The 17,741-nt window shown below is 55.8% G+C and carries 20 protein-coding genes and 3 tRNA genes; 15 read left to right on the top strand and 8 right to left on the bottom strand.

The annotated features are described in order from the left end of the window. Window positions 1-22: 22 nt before the first annotated feature. Complete coding sequence (locus tag W02_RS21780; protein WP_173047162.1) at window positions 23-442, top strand: 2Fe-2S iron-sulfur cluster-binding protein; 420 nt, start codon at window positions 23-25, stop codon at window positions 440-442. A 15-nt stretch (window positions 443-457) separates the two neighbouring features. Here W02_RS21780 and W02_RS09735 read toward each other — a convergent pair whose 3' ends face one another. Next, window positions 458-1,162, bottom strand: a complete 705-nt coding sequence (locus W02_RS09735; protein ID WP_173047160.1) for a ferredoxin--NADP reductase — start codon at window positions 1,160-1,162, stop codon at window positions 458-460. Window positions 1,163-1,273: 111 nt separating this feature from the next. On the opposite strand from W02_RS09735, the gene gltX reads away from it, so the two are divergent. The 4 genes from gltX to W02_RS09715 all read left to right on the top strand — a co-directional run bounded on the left by gltX (window position 1,274) and on the right by W02_RS09715 (window position 3,203). After that, window positions 1,274-2,689 (top strand): glutamate--tRNA ligase, encoded by a 1,416-nt coding sequence (gene gltX / locus W02_RS09730; protein ID WP_173047158.1) that lies wholly within the window; start codon window positions 1,274-1,276, stop codon window positions 2,687-2,689. A 56-nt stretch (window positions 2,690-2,745) separates the two neighbouring features. Beyond that, window positions 2,746-2,819, top strand: a tRNA-Gln gene (locus W02_RS09725). 48 nt (window positions 2,820-2,867) lie between these two features. Continuing rightward, window positions 2,868-2,941 (top strand) — tRNA-Gln (locus W02_RS09720). Window positions 2,942-3,038: 97 nt separating this feature from the next. Next, entirely contained in the window at window positions 3,039-3,203 is a 165-nt protein-coding gene (locus tag W02_RS09715) for a hypothetical protein (RefSeq protein WP_173043559.1), read from the top strand. Here the strand turns inward: W02_RS09715 and W02_RS21775 are convergent. The 5 genes from W02_RS21775 to W02_RS09690 all read right to left on the bottom strand — a co-directional run bounded on the left by W02_RS21775 (window position 3,129) and on the right by W02_RS09690 (window position 6,758). Further along, complete coding sequence (locus tag W02_RS21775; protein WP_173047156.1) at window positions 3,129-3,353, bottom strand: DNA gyrase inhibitor YacG; 225 nt, start codon at window positions 3,351-3,353, stop codon at window positions 3,129-3,131. The genes W02_RS09715 and W02_RS21775 overlap by 75 nt on opposite strands. 41 nt (window positions 3,354-3,394) lie before the next feature. Then, the gene (locus tag W02_RS09705; protein ID WP_173047154.1) at window positions 3,395-3,730 is read right to left on the bottom strand and encodes a PilZ domain-containing protein; all 336 of its coding nucleotides are present in this window, start codon (window positions 3,728-3,730) and stop codon (window positions 3,395-3,397) included. A 154-nt stretch (window positions 3,731-3,884) separates the two neighbouring features. Then, window positions 3,885-5,573 (bottom strand): glutamine--tRNA ligase/YqeY domain fusion protein, encoded by a 1,689-nt coding sequence (locus W02_RS09700; protein WP_232068705.1) that lies wholly within the window; start codon window positions 5,571-5,573, stop codon window positions 3,885-3,887. 98 nt (window positions 5,574-5,671) lie between these two features. Further along, entirely contained in the window at window positions 5,672-6,085 is a 414-nt protein-coding gene (locus W02_RS09695; protein ID WP_173047152.1) for a hypothetical protein, read from the bottom strand. A gap of 139 nt (window positions 6,086-6,224) precedes the next feature. Next, on the bottom strand, window positions 6,225-6,758 hold the full coding sequence (locus W02_RS09690) for a hypothetical protein (protein WP_173047150.1): 534 nt from the start codon (window positions 6,756-6,758) through the stop codon (window positions 6,225-6,227). A gap of 222 nt (window positions 6,759-6,980) precedes the next feature. On the opposite strand from W02_RS09690, the gene W02_RS09685 reads away from it, so the two are divergent. The 10 genes from W02_RS09685 to W02_RS09640 all read left to right on the top strand — a co-directional run bounded on the left by W02_RS09685 (window position 6,981) and on the right by W02_RS09640 (window position 15,177). Continuing rightward, a tRNA-Glu gene (locus W02_RS09685) sits at window positions 6,981-7,058 on the top strand. Between the two features lie 614 nt (window positions 7,059-7,672). Next, window positions 7,673-7,882 (top strand): AbrB/MazE/SpoVT family DNA-binding domain-containing protein, encoded by a 210-nt coding sequence (locus tag W02_RS09680; protein ID WP_173047148.1) that lies wholly within the window; start codon window positions 7,673-7,675, stop codon window positions 7,880-7,882. Further along, window positions 7,879-8,253 carry a type II toxin-antitoxin system VapC family toxin gene (locus tag W02_RS09675; protein ID WP_197742196.1) on the top strand — a complete coding sequence of 125 codons (375 nt, stop codon included), beginning with the start codon at window positions 7,879-7,881 and terminating at the stop codon, window positions 8,251-8,253. Before W02_RS09680 ends, W02_RS09675 begins: the two co-directional genes overlap by 4 nt. 681 nt (window positions 8,254-8,934) lie before the next feature. Continuing rightward, window positions 8,935-10,050: a deoxyhypusine synthase family protein gene (locus W02_RS09670; RefSeq protein WP_173047146.1), complete on the top strand. Its 1,116-nt coding sequence runs from the start codon at window positions 8,935-8,937 to the stop codon at window positions 10,048-10,050. A gap of 16 nt (window positions 10,051-10,066) precedes the next feature. Next, window positions 10,067-10,699: a thioredoxin domain-containing protein gene (locus tag W02_RS09665; protein WP_173047144.1), complete on the top strand. Its 633-nt coding sequence runs from the start codon at window positions 10,067-10,069 to the stop codon at window positions 10,697-10,699. 48 nt (window positions 10,700-10,747) lie between these two features. Further along, window positions 10,748-11,017, top strand: coding sequence for a hypothetical protein (locus W02_RS09660; RefSeq protein ID WP_173047142.1), 270 nt, complete (start codon window positions 10,748-10,750; stop codon window positions 11,015-11,017). Between the two features lie 29 nt (window positions 11,018-11,046). Beyond that, complete coding sequence (locus W02_RS09655) at window positions 11,047-12,483, top strand: aldehyde dehydrogenase family protein (RefSeq protein ID WP_173047140.1); 1,437 nt, start codon at window positions 11,047-11,049, stop codon at window positions 12,481-12,483. A 158-nt stretch (window positions 12,484-12,641) separates the two neighbouring features. Then, complete coding sequence (locus W02_RS09650) at window positions 12,642-13,211, top strand: pyruvoyl-dependent arginine decarboxylase (RefSeq protein ID WP_173047138.1); 570 nt, start codon at window positions 12,642-12,644, stop codon at window positions 13,209-13,211. 59 nt (window positions 13,212-13,270) lie between these two features. Next, on the top strand, window positions 13,271-14,203 hold the full coding sequence (gene speB, locus W02_RS09645) for an agmatinase (RefSeq protein WP_173047136.1): 933 nt from the start codon (window positions 13,271-13,273) through the stop codon (window positions 14,201-14,203). Between the two features lie 257 nt (window positions 14,204-14,460). Then, a complete protein-coding gene (locus tag W02_RS09640) occupies window positions 14,461-15,177 on the top strand; it encodes a pseudouridine synthase (RefSeq protein ID WP_173051428.1) in 717 nt (238 codons plus the stop codon). Between the two features lie 19 nt (window positions 15,178-15,196). Here the strand turns inward: W02_RS09640 and W02_RS09635 are convergent, their stop codons facing one another. Then, entirely contained in the window at window positions 15,197-15,988 is a 792-nt protein-coding gene (locus W02_RS09635; protein ID WP_173047134.1) for an MCP four helix bundle domain-containing protein, read from the bottom strand. Window positions 15,989-15,996: 8 nt separating this feature from the next. Beyond that, window positions 15,997-17,685: an ATP-binding cassette domain-containing protein gene (locus W02_RS09630; protein ID WP_232068703.1), complete on the bottom strand. Its 1,689-nt coding sequence runs from the start codon at window positions 17,683-17,685 to the stop codon at window positions 15,997-15,999. Window positions 17,686-17,741 lie beyond the last annotated feature (56 nt).

Genomic DNA, 17,741 nt, shown 5'->3' with positions numbered 1-17,741 from the left:
GGACGGAAAGGAATCGAATGACATGGGAGGGACGAATCCCTATATCGAGAAGGCCACGTGTGAACTACCTAAAAAATCATACACCATCACGTACGTTAGGCCTGATGGCACAATCACTAAAGTCCAGGTAGATCCTGCGAAAATACCTTATGGCCCTACCGGGTTACCCGGCAGCATTTTGGATGTGGCCATGGCGAACGGCGTGGATTTAGAACACGTGTGCGGGGGAGTCTGCGCTTGCTCGACATGTCATGTCATTGTCAAGCAAGGGCTAGACACCTGCAATGAAGGGACAGATGACGAATTCGACCAATTAGATGAAGCTCCGATGACTACCCTGCAATCACGTCTAGGATGCCAATGCGTACCTAACGGCGCCAAAGATATCGTCGTGGAAATACCTGCGGTGAACAAAAATCTGGTGAAGGAGGGGCACCAATAAAGGGCATAACCGTGGCTAATCGTAGGTTTCCGTCTTGACCTCCTTCCGCTCGTAGCCTGCATCGACAAAAAAGGCCCGCAACGGTCGCACGAAAGCCTTTGTCCCGCAAAGCATGGGAATGACTTTCGGAGCACCCTCAATGAGAGGCTGCAGCATAGTCAACGTCAGGTCGACTGCCTGTTGTTCTCCCCCGGCTGCCACGAGTGGCAGATAACGGAACCTGGAATGCGTCATCGCAAGAGTCAACAATTCCTGATGGAACAGTAATTCGTCTTCCCGGGGACCGACGGCGATCACCAGCACGGAGAGAGGCGGGGTTTTCGCGAACAAGATTTTCAGCATGCAACGGATGGGGACGAGTCCGGTATATCGGGCAACAAAGACCAATTCCTTATCAAGAGTCGTGGGAAGGACAAAGTGGCCGTGGGGACCGGAAAAGATCACCTCATCCCCTGCCTTCAGTCGGCAGAGGTACTCTGACCCGATACCTCCGTCCACCCGATCGAACACCAGGGTCAGTTCGCCGGATTCAGTACCAGGCACCGCCATTGAGTATGCTCGATTCAGAGGAGGCCTTGTCCCGACCGGTAGTTTGAGCGAGATCCATTGCCCGGCTTGGAATGACAGGGGGGACTCTTTTTGTAGTAGAACAAGCTGGCGGACGTGAGAGGTGAGTTCAATAGAGGAGAGCACGATGGCTGTTTGCGTAGGTTCCGCCATAGATTCCGTCTCTGTCTGTTCGATCTATCCGGTTCACGGATGATTCTGTACAAGACTTTTCACTGCGTGCTATAGATACCGGCCTTCCACGGAACATTCAAGAACGATCACATGAACCACGTCCGAGTGAGATTTGCGCCGAGTCCGAGTGGTTACCTCCATATTGGAGGTGTCCGCACGGCATTGTTCAACTGGCTCTTTGCTCGTCAACAGCAGGGAGTGTTCATCCTTCGAATTGAAGACACCGATCAGAGTCGATCCACGGACGATTCCATTAAGGCCATCCTGGATGGGATGAAATGGGTGGGGCTCGATTGGGACGAGGGCCCGTTCCGCCAGACGGAACGGATGAATATCTATCGGGAGCATGCCATCGCTCTCTTCAATAAAGGCGATGCCTATTGGTGCGTGTGCAAAGCGGAGGAACTCGAAGCCAGAAGAAGAGAGGCTGAGCAAAAGGGACTTTCTCCACGATACGACGGGCGCTGCCGGAGCCTAGGCATTACCAGCCCCCCCGCGGATGCCGCGCTAAGGTTCAAGGCGCCGCAGGAAGGGCAAACGGTTATCGATGACCTCATCAAGGGCACAGTGGTCTTTGACAACGGTGTCTTGGACGACCTCATCATTCTCCGCTCCAATGGGTATCCCACCTATAACTTCTCCGTTGTGGTGGATGATGCATTGATGAACATCACGCACGTCGTCAGAGGAGACGACCACTTGACCAACACGCCGCGGCAGGTGCCGATATTTTCAGCACTGGGCTTTCCCGTCCCACGGTTCGGCCATTTACCTATGATTTTAGGATCAGACAAAGCCCGTCTTTCAAAACGACATGGCGCCACATCGATCATGGCCTATAGAGACATGGGGTATCTCCCAGAAGCGGTGGTCAATTATCTGGTGCGGTTGGGATGGTCTCATGGCGATCAGGAAATGTTCACGCGACAGGAGCTGATCGAGAAGTTCTCCTGGGATCACGTGCAGAAATCAGCAGCGGTCTTCAACCCTGAAAAGTTGACCTGGATGAATGCCGAATACATAAAGTCTTCGCCACCAGACCATATTGTCGAACCACTCCTTCCACTACTTGAAGCTGAAGGTTTGGGAAACGAACTCCGGAATGTCTCCAGGGAATGGCTGATTCAGCTTGTGCTCCTGGTCAGGGAACGGGCGAAAACCCTCGTGGAAATGGTCGATTGGGTAAGGCCATATTTCGGCTTAGAAGTGTCATATAACAAAGAGGCGGCTGGAAAGTTCCTGACGCCAGCCATCTCAGACGCTCTTGACAAACTGACCGCCCGCTTCGAGGCGGTTTCCGTCTTTGACAAGGTTCAATGGGAGGAGAGTTTCAAGCAGTTCGTAGCGGAACAGGGAATGAAGATGGGCCAACTCGCTCAACCTGTCCGCGTAGCTCTGACGGGAAGAACCGCAAGCCCCGGCCTCTTCGAGGTCATGGAAGTTCTGGGGCGTGAGAGAACACTGCTCAGGCTCCGCAAAGGAATTGATCGTGCGAGGCAAACGTAGCAAACCCGCATCGATCTTGACGGAGTCCGGACCCATATATTAGTGTGGGCGTCGGTTGGGGGATCGTCTAGCGGTAGGACGTCAGTCTCTGGATCTGACTACCTAGGTTCGATTCCTAGTCCCCCAGCCAATAAACTTTCCTTGCCACACTCGATTCACATTCGCTGAATTACCGCGCTGGGGGATCGTCTAGCGGTAGGACGCCGGCCTTTGGAGCCGGCTACCTAGGTTCGATTCCTAGTCCCCCAGCCAATTCCGATCTTGCCATAGTCTCTTCCAAATCGATCGCACATCTCAACATCATCGCATAATCAATTCCAGGTCGGATTGGATTTGGATGGAATGTGCGGTGCAGAAATCCCGGCCAAAGCCGGTAGGAGTTGTGGCGCTGCTCATGATGATAAAATCGGTGGGGGAAAACGCGATGGCAACAGAACGTTCAGCCCTTGGATTGCTTGCCGTGATTGCCCGTCCACTCATCGTCAGGACTCTCGACCGCTTCAGCGTTCTCTGACGGAAGTTCCATCGTCAGGTTCGGCCCCGGCACTCGATATTCTTCCATCGCCCAGCTGCCGAGGTCAGTGAGCTGACACCTTTCGGAGCAAAATGGACGCCAGGGGTTACCGTCCCACGAGGTAGCTTTGCGGCAGATCGGGCAGTTCATATCCTCTGTATTTTACCATGATGCCCCTGCCCGCCGGCCGATCAGGTGAAACGAGTGGGAGATGGCGAAGTGGCTTGGAGTAGCCGATGGAGACGGCTCTGGTCCAGTTCAGAGACGCCCACAAATTCCACGCCGAATTCTCCATGCTCACTCCACCTGACCGCTCCGGACTCGATCGTGATCGGCGAACCAAGATCAGTTGCCCGGATTAGAATGCGGATCGCCGATCCGGATTGTACGGAGGTCATGCTGGCGACCGCACATCCTCCTGCAGAGAGATCGAACATCGTTCCTTCGCGAATCAGCGTGTTGTTGGTCGTTGAGAAGTAGACCTGCAAATCGACTGGGATGCGGGGAAACTGGCGGCACTCAATCATAGTGGCTCCTTCCCGTGAGATGCGTAGCGCGGTCGGCTCATACGTACGTAGTTTACCAGTTGGTGTTGGACGGTAAAGCAAACGCTGAATTTCAGTCGCGCAGGAGCGAGATGGCGGCATTTTGGAACCTTGGTTCGAAGTGGAAATTGAAGAGCTATTTCGCAGCGAGCGTTCCTGTTTTCGCGCAAGCATCCTTGAGCGACACCGTGCGGTTGAATACAGGTTTTCCCGGGATAGAGTCCGGATCGACACAGAAGTATCCGATACGCTCAAATTGATACCGAACGCCGGGTACGGTGTCGCGAAGGCCTGGCTCGACACGGCAGCCGTGAACGCGTTCAAGTGATTGCGGATTCACATACGTGGTCCAGTCACTACCGGCGGGTATGGCTGCAAGGTCCGCGGTGAGCAAAGGATTGTACAAACGTACTTCGGCTTCGACTGCATGGGCCGCGGAGACCCAATGGATAGTCGCCTTCACTTTTCTTTGCGCCTGCGGCCCACCGCTTCTGGTCTCAGGGTCGTAGGTGCAACGGAGTTCGGTCACCGTCCCGGTCGAGTCCTTCACGACCCCAACGCATTTGATGATGTACCCGTAGCGAAGCCGAACTTCCCGATCAGGAGCCAGACGAAAGAATTGTTTGGGCGGACTTTCCAGGAAATCGTCCCGTTCAATGTAGAGAGTCCTGGAAAACGGCACCGTCCTGGCGCCTGCCGTGGGATCTTCGGGATTGTTGACGGCTTCCATCTCTTCCGTCAGGTCTTCCGGGTAGTTTTCAATCACAATTTTCAACGGTCGCAAGACGGCCATGACCCTGTTCGAACGTTTGTTCAAATCCTCGCGGATGAAATGTTCGAGGAGTTGCATTTCGATCACGGAGTCACGTTTTGATACGCCGATGTGTTCGCAAAAATTTCTGATGGCTTCTGGAGTATACCCGCGACGGCGCAAACCTTTGATGGTCGGCAGACGGGGATCATCCCAGCCGGCCACGAGTGACCGGTCGACCAACTCGAGCAATTTTCGTTTGCTCATGACGGCATGGGCGACGTTGAGCCGCGCGAATTCGATCTGCTGAGGCGTACGAGACGTATGAGCGTGTGCGACCATCCAATCGTAAAGCGGTCGGTGGTCTTCGAACTCCAGTGTGCAGACCGAATGCGTAATCCCTTCGATGACATCGGACAAAGGATGCGCATAGTCATAGGACGGATAAATGCACCAGGCAGAACCCGTACGATAGTGGGCGGCGTGCCGAATGCGGTACAACACCGGATCGCGCAAGTTCAGGTTAGGTGAGCCCATGTCGATCCTGGCTCGAAGAACGTGGGTTCCATCCGGAAACTGTCCGCGGCGCATTTTAGCGAAGAGGTCGAGGTTCTCGTCGACGGACCGATCGCGGTAGGGGCTGTTCTTCCCCGGTTCCGTCAATGTGCCGCGATACGTCCTCATCTCATCCGCGGTCAGACTGTCCACGTACGCATGTCTCTTCCGGATCAGGTCGAGTGCGACTTCATAGAGTCGTTCAAAGTAATCCGATGCATAGAAGAGCTTGTCGTGCCAATCGAAACCAAGCCATTTCACATCGTCTTGAATGGACTTCACATATTCGGGGTCTTCAGTGGTCGGGTTGGTATCGTCAAAACGAAGATGACAGACGCCGCCTGGGACGCTTTGCGCCAAACCGAAATTCAGGCAGATGGCTTTTGCGTGCCCGATATGGAGATGTCCGTTGGGCTCCGGTGGGAATCGCGTCACGACGCGGCCGCCGTGTTTCCCCGTTGCATGGTCCGCAAGGACCATCTCGCGAATAAAATTTGATGCCGCCCCCGATTCAGTCACGTTCGATCATACTCCGTAGTCACACGTGCCGCCGTAACGGCGTGTTTTATCACAAGACGCGCGACGGGAGAAAGGCTGGAGTTGGTAAACGAGCCGTCTCAGGTGGTCTGTTGCGGGGAGAGCTGCATGACGTTGAAATCTTTTTGAGCGATCAAGTGTCCGTCCATGCGCAGGCGGAACTCGTAGCGTCCCGGGGCCGGGAAGATCAGAGAGGGGATGTTGATGCCGAAATCTGAGATCTGCAACCGGTCGCCGATGACGATGTTGGGGAGGGAGGCTCGACAGACCAATTGCTCATTGTTCAGGTACACCAGGTCGATGTTGAAATGGTATGTGCCTTCGGCATCGGTGAGGCAGAAATACAATCCCATCTGCTGATGCTGGAACGGGAAACCGACGGCTTGCAAATGCGTGAACAGACCGATCAGACTCTTCTTTCTCGTGACGCTGTCTTCGATTACTTGATCGCACACGAGAAAGGCTTGCACGCTGGGTTTTACGACATCGGACATGGGGCTATTGTACGGGAGTTCCGGAACTTGTCAAAAAGGATCTGCTTCGAAACGACTAGGAGGCGGTGTAAGTTTGGGTTGTGGCACCTGCTTTACACTGGTCGGAAGATTGAAAGCGTCGGCCGACCTTCAAAGGCCGTTACGCAATAATCGCAGGACCTCCTCGGCTTTCCGTAACATCTCCAAAACGAGTGAGACCCGTTCCAATCCGGCAATAATGCGGGCTGATAGTCACGAGCTCTCCCTTGTGAGTGAAAAACTGGCCGCAGGAAATTCGAATCTTTCTCTTCTGAAATGCCACGATCTCAATCAGAGTGCGTCCCGTCAGCCGATCGGACAACACGAGCCCGTGCCCATCGGGTGACGACCCCTGCCCGGTTGTCGTCGTCACGGCAAACCGCGTGGGGGCGCCGGTGGAAAACGCGTTGCGTCGAAGATGACCGATCCGTCGGCCCTGTTCATCGTAAATATCCATGGTGAGTAGGAGAGCGGGAGGGTCGTCCCTGATCTCCAGGACGAGCTGCTCCTTGCCTTGAAGTTTGACGACGCCATTTGTCGTTCGAAAGACGTTCGAGCCCACGTGCAGTTCGAGACCCTGCTCGGGCCTTTCTTCGACCGGCACGTCTTCGGCGGATTCGAGTCGTGATGCCTCGGCAGGAAGCGAATTGTTCATCTGACCGTATCGTAGAACCGACATGCAGGACGCACGCGTGGTGGCCGGAACAGAAAAGGTTATCCGCAAGTTAGGCCATGTGAGCGGAAGTGTCAAGACATTCCACATGACCCTCCCAACGGTGAATTTTCAGACCTAGTGCGGCGACGTTAGGCCCCAAATGAATTGAAAGATCAATGTGCCTATGGTACCTTCACCATTCGATTCGCTGAACCTCTCAGTGGTCCCATCGTCTAGCCCGGCCTAGGACGGAGCCCTCTCAAGGCTTAAACACGGGTTCGAATCCCGTTGGGACCACCAAACCGCACTTCGTGTGGGCCGCTGGCTCATCGCGCTTTATCGTAATTGTCGCCAGCGGATAACACCCTCCAGTGACTTTCCTTTCTGGTTCTCCTGTGTTCGGTTGACCCGGCGCCTCTTCAGCGGAGCATCGTTATTGATGGTGCCGGATAAACCCTCCAGGAAATTCTTCATCGCTTGCTCGTGCCGTTCGCTCTTCAGGGGCAGCCTCTCGTCTATGGGCGGGCTTACGTTGACGGTGGAGATCCGAGGCTAGCAGTCGATACGAGCTTGGACGGGAGCATTCTCAAATCATCGTTCTGTGCTTTGGCCAGCACGTTGGCATTTATTGGAGGCACCGCCGGTTTCATAAACTCCTCTAACAGGATTTCCCCCCCCCCCCCAGGTGAATCTGATGCATGCCGTTTTTTCATCCTTGCCTCCACAGTAGGTATCACGATTTTACGCGTTGCGTAAATTGAAGGCGCAAAGCGAATGGTGAATGAATAGTTTGCTTCGGTGCACGTGTAGTCTTGGTCTTCCGTGTTTCTTAACAGACTTCCGACCGGCGGCAGTGATTGACAGAAGCGTATGACGATACTATGATCGATGGTACATTGGTAAGGAGGCTTCCTATGGCGACGACGACCATTTCACCGAAGTTTCAAATTGTCATTCCCAAGGAGGTTAGGGAAAAGCTTCGGCTGATTCCGAGCCAACGCCTGCAGGTGGTGGAGAAGGGAGGGGTTATTACTTTGGTGCCGGAGGTCCCTCTCAAATCATTAAAGGGAGCACTCAAGGGAATGTCTAAAACAGATATTCGGGAAAAGAAGGACCGTCTGTGAAGATTTTGCTGGACTCCAGCGGATGGATTGAATTCTTTACAGACGGACCCTTGGCCGACCGGTATGCTGTCTATCTCACCTCTCGATATCACGTCATCACACCGACAGTCGTTCTGTATGAAGTGTACAAGAAGATCAAGCGAGAACGGGGTGAGGAAACCGCGCTACTGCTCGCAGGGCGGCTTAATGCGACAGAGATCATTCCGCTTACGGATTCGATCGCATTTCTCGCGGCTGACGTAAGTTTGCGTCACGGGTTAGCCATGGCCGACGCGATCGTCTATGCCACAGCTAAAGATCAGGAAGCAGAAGTGATTACCGGTGATGCCGACCTGAAGGATCTAGCTGGGGTGGTCTATGTGAGAACGTGAGATCTGCCAAAAAAGCCAATTGAATCCTCCTCAACCTATCGGTGCCTATCTCGCTTTTTCCGCCACGCATGTTTGAGCCATGCCTGTTTTGCACTTGAAGAAAATCTTCGAAGCTCTGATAAATAAAGGGCGAAGTCGAGTGCGTTTAACACACGGGTTCGAATCCCGTTGTGGGCAAAACCAAGCGTGCTCGTGCCGGCGGCTCTTCGGGCGTAGCCTTCTTCATCGGGCGGGCGGATAAATCCCACAGATGTTTTCTTCTGTACCGAACCTGCTCGTACTGGGCGGCTCTTGGGCTAGCCCTCTTCGATTGCCGCAGCGGATACACCTCCAGTGACTTTCCTTTCTGGTTCTCCCATGTTCGGTTGAACCGGCGTCTCTTTAGAGGTTTATCGGATTTGGCGGCGTCGGAGAGAGCCACCAGTAGGCTTCTCTTGCTCGTACCGCTCAGGCGAAGCCTGTCCCCATTGAGCAGTCGGATAAACCCATAGACATTTCCTTCTGTATCGAGCGTGCTCGTACCGGCGGCTCTTCGGGCTAGCCTTCTTCGATTGTCGCGGACAAACACCTCGTCGCGTCTCGTGATGATATCTCCATGCCGTTCATTGACGCGTTCAACGTGGGTTGTGTATAACGGATTGCATACTCTCCACTTTCATTACTGCGAGACAGGCATCAGCCATGGGAGCCCGTGAGTTTCGGGACGGCGCGCAGGATGGGCTTGAGGCCCTTGAGCCGCTTGATCCGGAAAATATCGGATCGTTTGACGAATTGTTGACGGCCATGCGGAAGACGGCCTTCGGAGGACGTCGACTTGGCGAGGCCTTCGAGGTTCTCTGGGCGATGATCGACGACCCCGATTGCTCCGTCGTCATGACGCTTTCCGGAGCCATGACGATCGCAAAGATGGGCAAGATCGTCAGCACGATGATCGATCATGGCATGGTGCAGTGTGTGGTCTCTACCGGCGCGCTCATCGCACATGGATTGAGCGAGTCGGTTGGCAAGACGCATTACCGACATCATCCCTCTATGACTGACGAGGAATTGTTTAAGAAGGGGTATAACCGTGTCTATGACACGCTGGAAATGGAATCGAACCTCAACTACGTGGAGCATGTCGTCGCCCAGACGATGAAGCGGATCGATCAAGACCGCCCTCTGTCTTCCGAAGTGCTGACTCATGAACTTGGAAAGACGCTGGCGGAGGAATTTGACGGGGCGGGGATTCTCAAGAGCGCCTACGTCAAGAAGGTTCCCGTCTATATTCCGGCATTCACCGATTCTGAAATGGGATTGGACGTAGGCACGTGGGCCATGGGACGGGTCGTGGATCGCGCGCGCGTGCAGACCAAAGGAGGGAGCGACCTCGATATTCTGAATGCGATCAATAAGTCGTGTCCCTCATTCAATCCGTATCAGGACCTCAATAGTTACACCACCCACATTACGTCGGCAAAACGGCTCGGGATCTTTACGATCGGGGGCGGGGTGCCGCGGAACTGGTCTCAGCAAGTAGGACCGTATATCGAAATCAGCAACATGCGCCTTGGTCTCAATGTCCGGCCGCCGCGCTTTCAGTACGGCGTACGAATCTGCCCCGAGCCTGATTACTGGGGCGGGTTGAGCGGCTGCACATATCAGGAAGGTATTTCCTGGGGCAAGTTTGTACCACCGGACGAAGGCGGACGCTTCGCCGAGGTGCTCAGCGACGCCACGGTCGTATGGCCTCTGCTGATGGTCGGATTGCTCGAACGGGTCAGAGCGAAACGTGCCGTTCAGGAAGTCGCAAGATAGCGTGAAAAGGTTGTTCATGGTTCGCTCCCTCGGCATGCTTCTTCTGCTCGGGCTATCGCTCACGGTGCCCGTGCGCGCGGAAGCCGGCGCAAGTGCCGATGACGGCCGTGCCAGAGGTCGCCTGGATGCCCCGGTCACGATGATCGAATATTCCGACTTTACCTGCGGGTATTGTTTGAAATTTTTCAAGGAAACGTTGCCGAAGCTTCAGGCCAAATACATCGAGACGGGCAAGCTCCGATTCGTGTATCGAGATTATCCTCGAGCGGATCGCGGAGTGGGCGTCGATGCAGCCGTGGCGGCTCGGTGCGCCGGAGTGCAGGGACGATATTGGGCCATGCATGACCGTCTATTTGGCGAAGGCGGGAGATTGGATGCGTCGGCCTTCAAGGGATTCGCCAAATCGATGGGCTTGGATCAGTCTCAATTCAACCAGTGTTTCGATGAACGACGCCACCTGGAATCGATTTTTCAGGATCGCCAGGAGGCCAACCGGTGGGGGTTTCGCGGCACCCCCGGATTTATTTTGATCTACACGGCCGTGGAGCCGAGCGAGCGCAATCCGGCGGTGGCGATTCCCGGGGCGTTTCCATTCGAGGAGTTTGCCAAGGAGTTGGATCGGATGCTTGGTAGTGCGCCGCAATCGTAGGACAGTGTATACAACCACCACCTCTTTCTTCCCAGCGAGGACGTTGCCATGTCAGTTACCCAATCGTTCTGGTCTGTGCCGCATCGGGATGGTGAACCGCCTCTGTGGGTTTGCATGTCCTGCTTGTCAGAAGTGTTTTTCCGCAAGGTGCCGATGCCGGATTGCCCATCCTGTCATGGCGTGTCCACCTATGAGGCGTTCTCGCTCGAGGCTATTCAGGATTGGGGGACAGAGGATCTCATTGCCAAGGCGGGCTCTGCAGAACAGGCCGTGATGCCCGAACCCGCTCCTTCGACGTCGCTCGAAACCGCGCCGTAAGTCATCACTTCTACCCGCGGAGAGTCTCCTTGCAGGGACCGCGTCCATTTCTCATCGGGGGCCAGTGGCGTCAGAGTGACTCCATCGCTCCCGTTTCCAATCCCTTCACCGGCACGGTCATCGCTGAAGTATTTCAGGCTTCATCTGCCGATGCGGAGGCAGCGGTCGTCTCCACATGCGCCGGAGCGTCGGCTATGGGATCGCTGTCTTCTCATGCTCGATACCAACTGCTGCAGAAGATCGCAGGCTTGCTCTACGATCGTCGCGACGAGATTGTGCAGCTGATGATCGCGGAGGCGGGAAAACCAATTTCGGATGCGAAACGTGAGGTCAGCCGGGCGGTGCAAACGTTTACGGTCGCTGCGGAAGAATCCCGACGAATTCCAGGAGACGTGATCCCGCTCGATTGGACTCCCGGCACCGATGGCCATCTCGGCCTGCTTCGGCGATTTCCGATCGGGCCTGTCCTCGGGATTACCCCGTTCAATTTCCCGCTCAATTTGGTGGCTCACAAGGTTGCACCGGCCCTCGCTGCGGGAAATTCGATTCTGATCAAGCCGGCCCCGCAAACGCCCTTAACGGCTCTCGTGTTGGGAGAAATCGCCGTTGAGGCCGGCGTTCCACCCGGAGGCCTGAATGTCATTCCGTGCGACAATCAGGTCGCGCAGCAGCTGGTCGTCGATCCGCGATTCAAGCTCCTCAGTTTCACCGGGAGCGCAGCGGTCGGATGGAAACTGAAAGCCCTATCGGGCAAGAAGAAGGTGGTTTTGGAGCTGGGCGGTAATGCCGGCGTGATCGTGGAACCGGACGCCGACCTGGATTTCGCCGCACAACGTTGTGCCACCGGCGGATTCGGCTATGCCGGACAGACGTGCATTTCGGTCCAACGCATTTTCGTGCATCATTCGATCGCCGATCTATTCACGACCAAGCTGCTGCTGCAAGTTGCCCGGCTGAAGTCCGGCGATCCGGCGGACAGCGCCACCGTGATCGGCCCTTTGATCAATCAGGCCGCCTCGCGCCGGGTCGAAGAATGGATCGGCGAAGCCGTTTCACAGGGTGCCAGAGTGCTCCTGGGTGGAAAGCGAATGGGTTCCGTGCTGGAAGCGACGGTGCTGGGACATGTCACGCCCGCCATGAAAGTGTCCTGTCAGGAAGTGTTCGGTCCAGTCGTGACCGTGAGTCCCTATCAACAGTTCCAGGAAGCGATTGACGCGCTCAATCAGTCGGACTTCGGGTTACAAGCCGGAGTATTTACGAAGAACGTCGACAAGGTGTTTCACGCTTTTCGCCACGTGGAAGTCGGAGCGCTCTTGGCCAATGAAATTCCAACCTTCCGGGCGGACCATATGCCCTACGGAGGGGTGAAGGATTCAGGAATTGGACGCGAAGGCGTAAAGGCGGCAATTGAGGACATGACCGAGCCCAGGCTCCTCGTCTTGAATCTGAAGCCGCCGAGCGACTAGGAGCGAAAAAAACGCCGGGGATATTGCGAACCGCAGGCATTCTTGATACAACAGCTGCCCGATACGCTGTGAGATCCATTTGGTCTTGACGCTCGCCACCGGTATCCACGCGTCCCCTGAAGTCTAAGTGGACGGACGAAGCAAGGGAGAAGACAACGATGGTACCTACGCACATGTTTCTCACGAGAGGAGTCGGCGTTCACCGAGAAAAGCTGGCCTCCTTCGAGCAGGCGCTTCGAAGCGCCGGCGTGGCCTACTGTAATCTGGTGAGCGTATCGTCCATTCTCCCTCCCAGCTGTAAAATCATTCCCAGAAAGCGCGGCGAGAAACTGTTGAATCCTGGAGAGATCACCCATTGCGTCATGGCGCGCTCGGAAACCAATGAGCGAAATCGTCTGGTGTCCGCCTCGATCGGACTGGCAATTCCAACCGATCGCCGAACATACGGCTATCTGTCCGAACATCATGCCCATGGCGAGACGGATGAGGAAACCGGAGAATATACCGAAGACCTTGCCGCCCAGATGCTTGCGACCACGCTCGGAGTGGAATTCGACCCCAATATTGCGTGGAAAGAACGTGAACAGGTGTTTAAAATGGCCGGAAAGATCGTCAGAACATTGAACATCACGCAATCGGCCATTGGGAAACCCGGAAAGTGGACCACGGTGGTCGCGCTGGCGGTCTTCATCCCCCTCGAAAATCTCCCGAAACGGTCACGCCGCTAGGGCGTGTTCCAGACGGGCCAGCGTTCACGGCCGGTCCCACAGACAGAGAGCGCACGCCAATGACTCTTCCCGCCGGTTGGGAAGGCTACGAACAGAATTTCCTCGGGCTCGATGAGCCCTGGTGCCATCCCGATCAGGCTGGCGTCTACGTGCTCCCTGCGCCGTACGAGCATACATCCAGTTATGTTCCCGGTTCAGACAAGGGCCCCTCGTGCATCATCGAAGCGTCCCACCAGGTGGAATTCTACGACGAAGTGCTCCGCTGCGAACCGTATCGCGAATGGGGAGGGATTGCGACCGTGCGATCACTTGATCTGGACGGAAAAGTGGACGGAAATGCCGTAGAGGCGATCGAGCATTTCGTGCGCCCGCACGTCCGTACCGGGCATTTCCTCGTGACGCTGACCGGAGAGCATACCGGTGCGCTGGGAGCGATCCGTGCCCACGCAAAGTCCTATCCAGATTTATGTGTGGTCCAAATCGATGCTCACGGTGATCTGCGACACGCCTATCAGGGAAATCTGTTCAGCCATGCCAGTGTCATGGCCAGAGTCGTTGATGACGGCCTCCCGCTGGTCCAGGTGGGGGTTCGTTCCATCTCGCCGGAGGAGATCGAGCGGATCAACGCAACCGATCGCATTTCGACGTTTTTTGCCGCGGACCTGTTGGATCCTCTCGGTCGATATGAGGGCAGAGCAGCCCGCTGGATTCCCGAGGTCGTAAAGGCCTGCCGTGGACCGGTATATCTGACCTTCGATTGTGACGGATTGGACGCGTCGCTGGTTCCGGCGCTTGGGACACCGGAGCCCGGAGGTCTGGGCTGGTATGACACGCTGAATCTGGTATCGGCGCTGGCCAATGGTCCGGGAATTCTCGGGATGGACATCAGTGAGATTGCACCAATAGAGGGGTTTGTCGCACCGCAATTCTGCATCGCGCGGTTGATCTATCGAATGCTTGGCCGGATCAAGGCCGGGCGGCGCGTCCATTAGCAGGATGCTGAAAATGTCCGCCAGCTGCGTTGTCGCATCACTCAGACCCTCGACGTACCAACGGAGTACGCCTCGGGCCTTCGCCCACTGCTGCCTGGCTCGCGGAACGGCGCGTTGCGGGATAAGATTGCAAAGCGATCGGTGGGTGGGAGGGTGGAAATGGAATCGCCGGGGCTGGGCAGGTGAGAAGCCGGTCATTTTGAGCATCCGGCATTCTGCAAATATTCGCTGAATCCGCGCACCCCGTGACTGATTCCATCCGTATCAACAAATTTTTCACGCAGCACGGGGTCTGTTCACGCCGCGAGGCCGACCGTCTGATCGAAACACACCACGTGACGATCAACGGACGCGTGGCAAAAATCGGGGATCAAGTCGGTCTCTCAGACGTCGTTGCATGTGACGGCCGCGTGATTCCATGGAAGACTGTTCCGGTCTATATCAAGTACCACAAGCCGGTCGGCGTCACGACCACCAGTGAAGCGCACGTGCCTCGGAATATTATCGCGGAAATCGGGCATCGCGAACGAATTTTCCCGATCGGCCGTCTGGATAAGGATTCGTCGGGTCTCATTCTTCTGACGAACGACGGTGACATCGTCAATGAGATTCTGCGCACTGAACATGGTCATGAGCGCGAATATGAGGTGACTGTAGACCGGCCATTCGATCAGACGTTTCTCGATCGCATGGCTGCTGGCGTGATGATATTGGGAGCCAGAACAAAGCCCTGCCGTATGGAGCGCCAGGGGTCGCGTCGGTTCAAGATCGTGCTCACGGAGGGACGGAATCGCCAAATCAGACGAATGTGCCAGGCACTGGGGCATCATGTCGTTGCGCTCCATCGGATTCGGATCATGCACATCATGATCCGCGGGCTTGGTCTCGGAATGTGGCAGCCACTGACCGAAGAAGAACGGCGCACGCTGTTCGAGGCGGTCGGTCGAAGACGCCAGACTGCCGGCGGCGCATGAATGAGGACGGCCCGAGATTCTATTCGGCCTTCAACGCCGGATTCTGATCGTGAGGCAGTTCGAGTGAGACGGGTGATGGGAGACTCGCTGTGTGCGAGCTGCGGGGAGCGTCCGAGGCCGGATACCGGTCGCTGGTTTTTCTCGTAAAGAACAGATTCAAGAACGCGATAAAAAAACTTCCAACAACCAACATAATGCTGGTGTCCTGAATCGCCTTGGTCCCTTCATCTCGCATGTCCTTGGCCACATCGGCCACAGTATCCACCAGGCGATCCAGCGCCAAGCTCACCTGAATCATCTTCGGCCCCCCATTGTCCGAAGCATGTTCTTCGGCTCTGCGCCGAAGGGATTCGCGTTCAGAGGGAGACGCTGCCGTCCATTCCTGCGTCAGCAACTGGACGGTTGTGCCGGCCACGGAAAAGTATTGATCAAGGCTCCGTCGCACGGATTCGATATCTTCAGGTTCGCTGCGGCCGCTCCGTGATACGCGGAGGCCCGCCGCCGCATACCGGTCGACGGCCTGTTGAATACGGGCGCGTTGTGTCGGTAACGAGTCGGTGATCCGCTCGAATTCCTTCTCGCTGTGCGCTTCCAGCGCGCGGATAATGGTATTCCGGTATCGAATGACATCGGCCGAAATGTGGGCGAGATCCGTCGCCCCGAGCGTGTATTCCGTGTACATGATGCGGAGGTCCTGATCCACGCGGCTGAGTGCCTGAGCGCTGAGCCAGCCAAGCAACGCAATAAGGAAGCTGACGAGCAGCTGGGATGGGCTGGGCCTAAATGTGGCGAACCAGCGGACGAACCGCATGAGGTTCCTCATGACTCCAAGATGACTCGACGATCCACATGTGGGGTCAAATTGGGATCGTTGGATACGAAAATCACCGACCAAGGCTCGTCTTTTGAACAGAGACGACGGATAATGGTTTCTCGCAAGTTCGGTTGCAGGTTGTGAAGGATGCCATCAAAAACGAGAATCTGTGGACGGCTCAAAATCGCGCGTGCCAAGAGAATTCGCATCACGTGTGACGGGCCCAGGACTTTGCCCGGCGACCTGACGTTGGTCTTCATGCCTTGGGGGAGAGCATCGACATCCTCTTCGAGTTCCACAAATCTAAGTGCCCACCGCACGTCACTGTACGGCACATAACTTCGTCCTAACAGAATATTGTCCTCGATGGTTCCTTCGAACAACGTCAACTGCGAGTCGATCATGAATCCGCGGCAGCGGTTAATGGCGTTTCGGTCGAGGTGCCGGAGGTCCACGCCGTTGTAGCGGATGACGCCGCCAGTGGGCGTTTCGAGGCCGGACAGGACCCTCGCTAGGGCGGTCTTCGCGGCGGTCGTGTTCGCGTAGACGCCGATCTTTTCACCCGGAGTCACTTCGAGGTTGAACTGACGGAAGAGGGGAGTCATGCCGGAATGCTGTAAGGACAAATCTCGGCAGGTGACGCGGATGCCATGGATCGTAGGATCTGGCAGCGGGACCGCCAATTCGGCGGATTCGTGATCCTTGGGGAGCGAGAAGAGAAAATCCAGCTCGCGCAGTCCCGTCAGGAAATAGTAGATATGGCCCATCCGTTTGACGACCCCGTCAAAGCTGTTGAGGAGACCACTGACCACGACTTCGGCGGCCACGAGTTGTCCGAGGGTCAATTGTCCAATCGAGACCAGCCATCCGGCTGTCGCAATGAGTCCGCTTTGAGCAACCGCCTGCCATCCTACGGAGCCCAAGTATTGGCGGATCAGGATACTGAAACGCGTTTGGCGCGAGTGGATATAGCGACTGACCAATTCGTCGGTCCGCTGCATCACGAGAGATTGGCTGTCCGTCGCTTTGAAGTGCAGCAGATTGAACGAGAGTTCCTGCATCCAATGCAACGTATCGTATTTGGCGTGAGACATGGCGATGGTGGCCTTCAGGCCTCCATGCGACATGAGGAAAAATACGACGTTAAACCCGGCGAGCAGGAGCGCCCCATACAACAAAAAATACGGGTGATAAAACACCAAAATGCCCATGCCGACCGTTCCGCCGACCACGACGTTGATCAATTCGACGAGGAGAACGGAGAGCGCTCGCTGCATGAACACGGTTTCTACGAAATAGTTGGCATAGCGCGGTTTGAACCCGAGTATCTGCAGCTGAGGCAGTTGCTGGGCCATACCAATGGCCACCCGCGCGAAGAAGCGTCGTTCGAGGACCTCCACGGCGTAGTACTGGAGCGCCTTAAACGCTCCTACAAACAACAGCGCGGCGACCATGACTCCGGCGAGGGTGGCTATCGTGACCGGTTGGATGGCAAAGGCAAAGGTGTTCACCAACTCCTGTACGGTCAACGGGACGATGAGTGAGAATAGCCCGATGGCGAGCGAATACGAAAAAACCAGGGCGAGCAACCGCCGCTCGAGACGAAAGATGATCCCCAAATACCCAATGACGGATTGAAACAGGTTGGGTTGATCGGAGCTTCGATCCATAGTTACAACTATCGCAGTCCGCATACTCGTCTGCCGTCAAGCATCCGACAGACAGGAAGTCAGGACTGGATCACCAGTCG

This window comes from Nitrospira sp. KM1 (genome assembly GCF_011405515.1).
Classification (GTDB): domain Bacteria; phylum Nitrospirota; class Nitrospiria; order Nitrospirales; family Nitrospiraceae; genus Nitrospira_C.
This window is presented reverse-complemented; position numbering and strand designations above follow the sequence as displayed.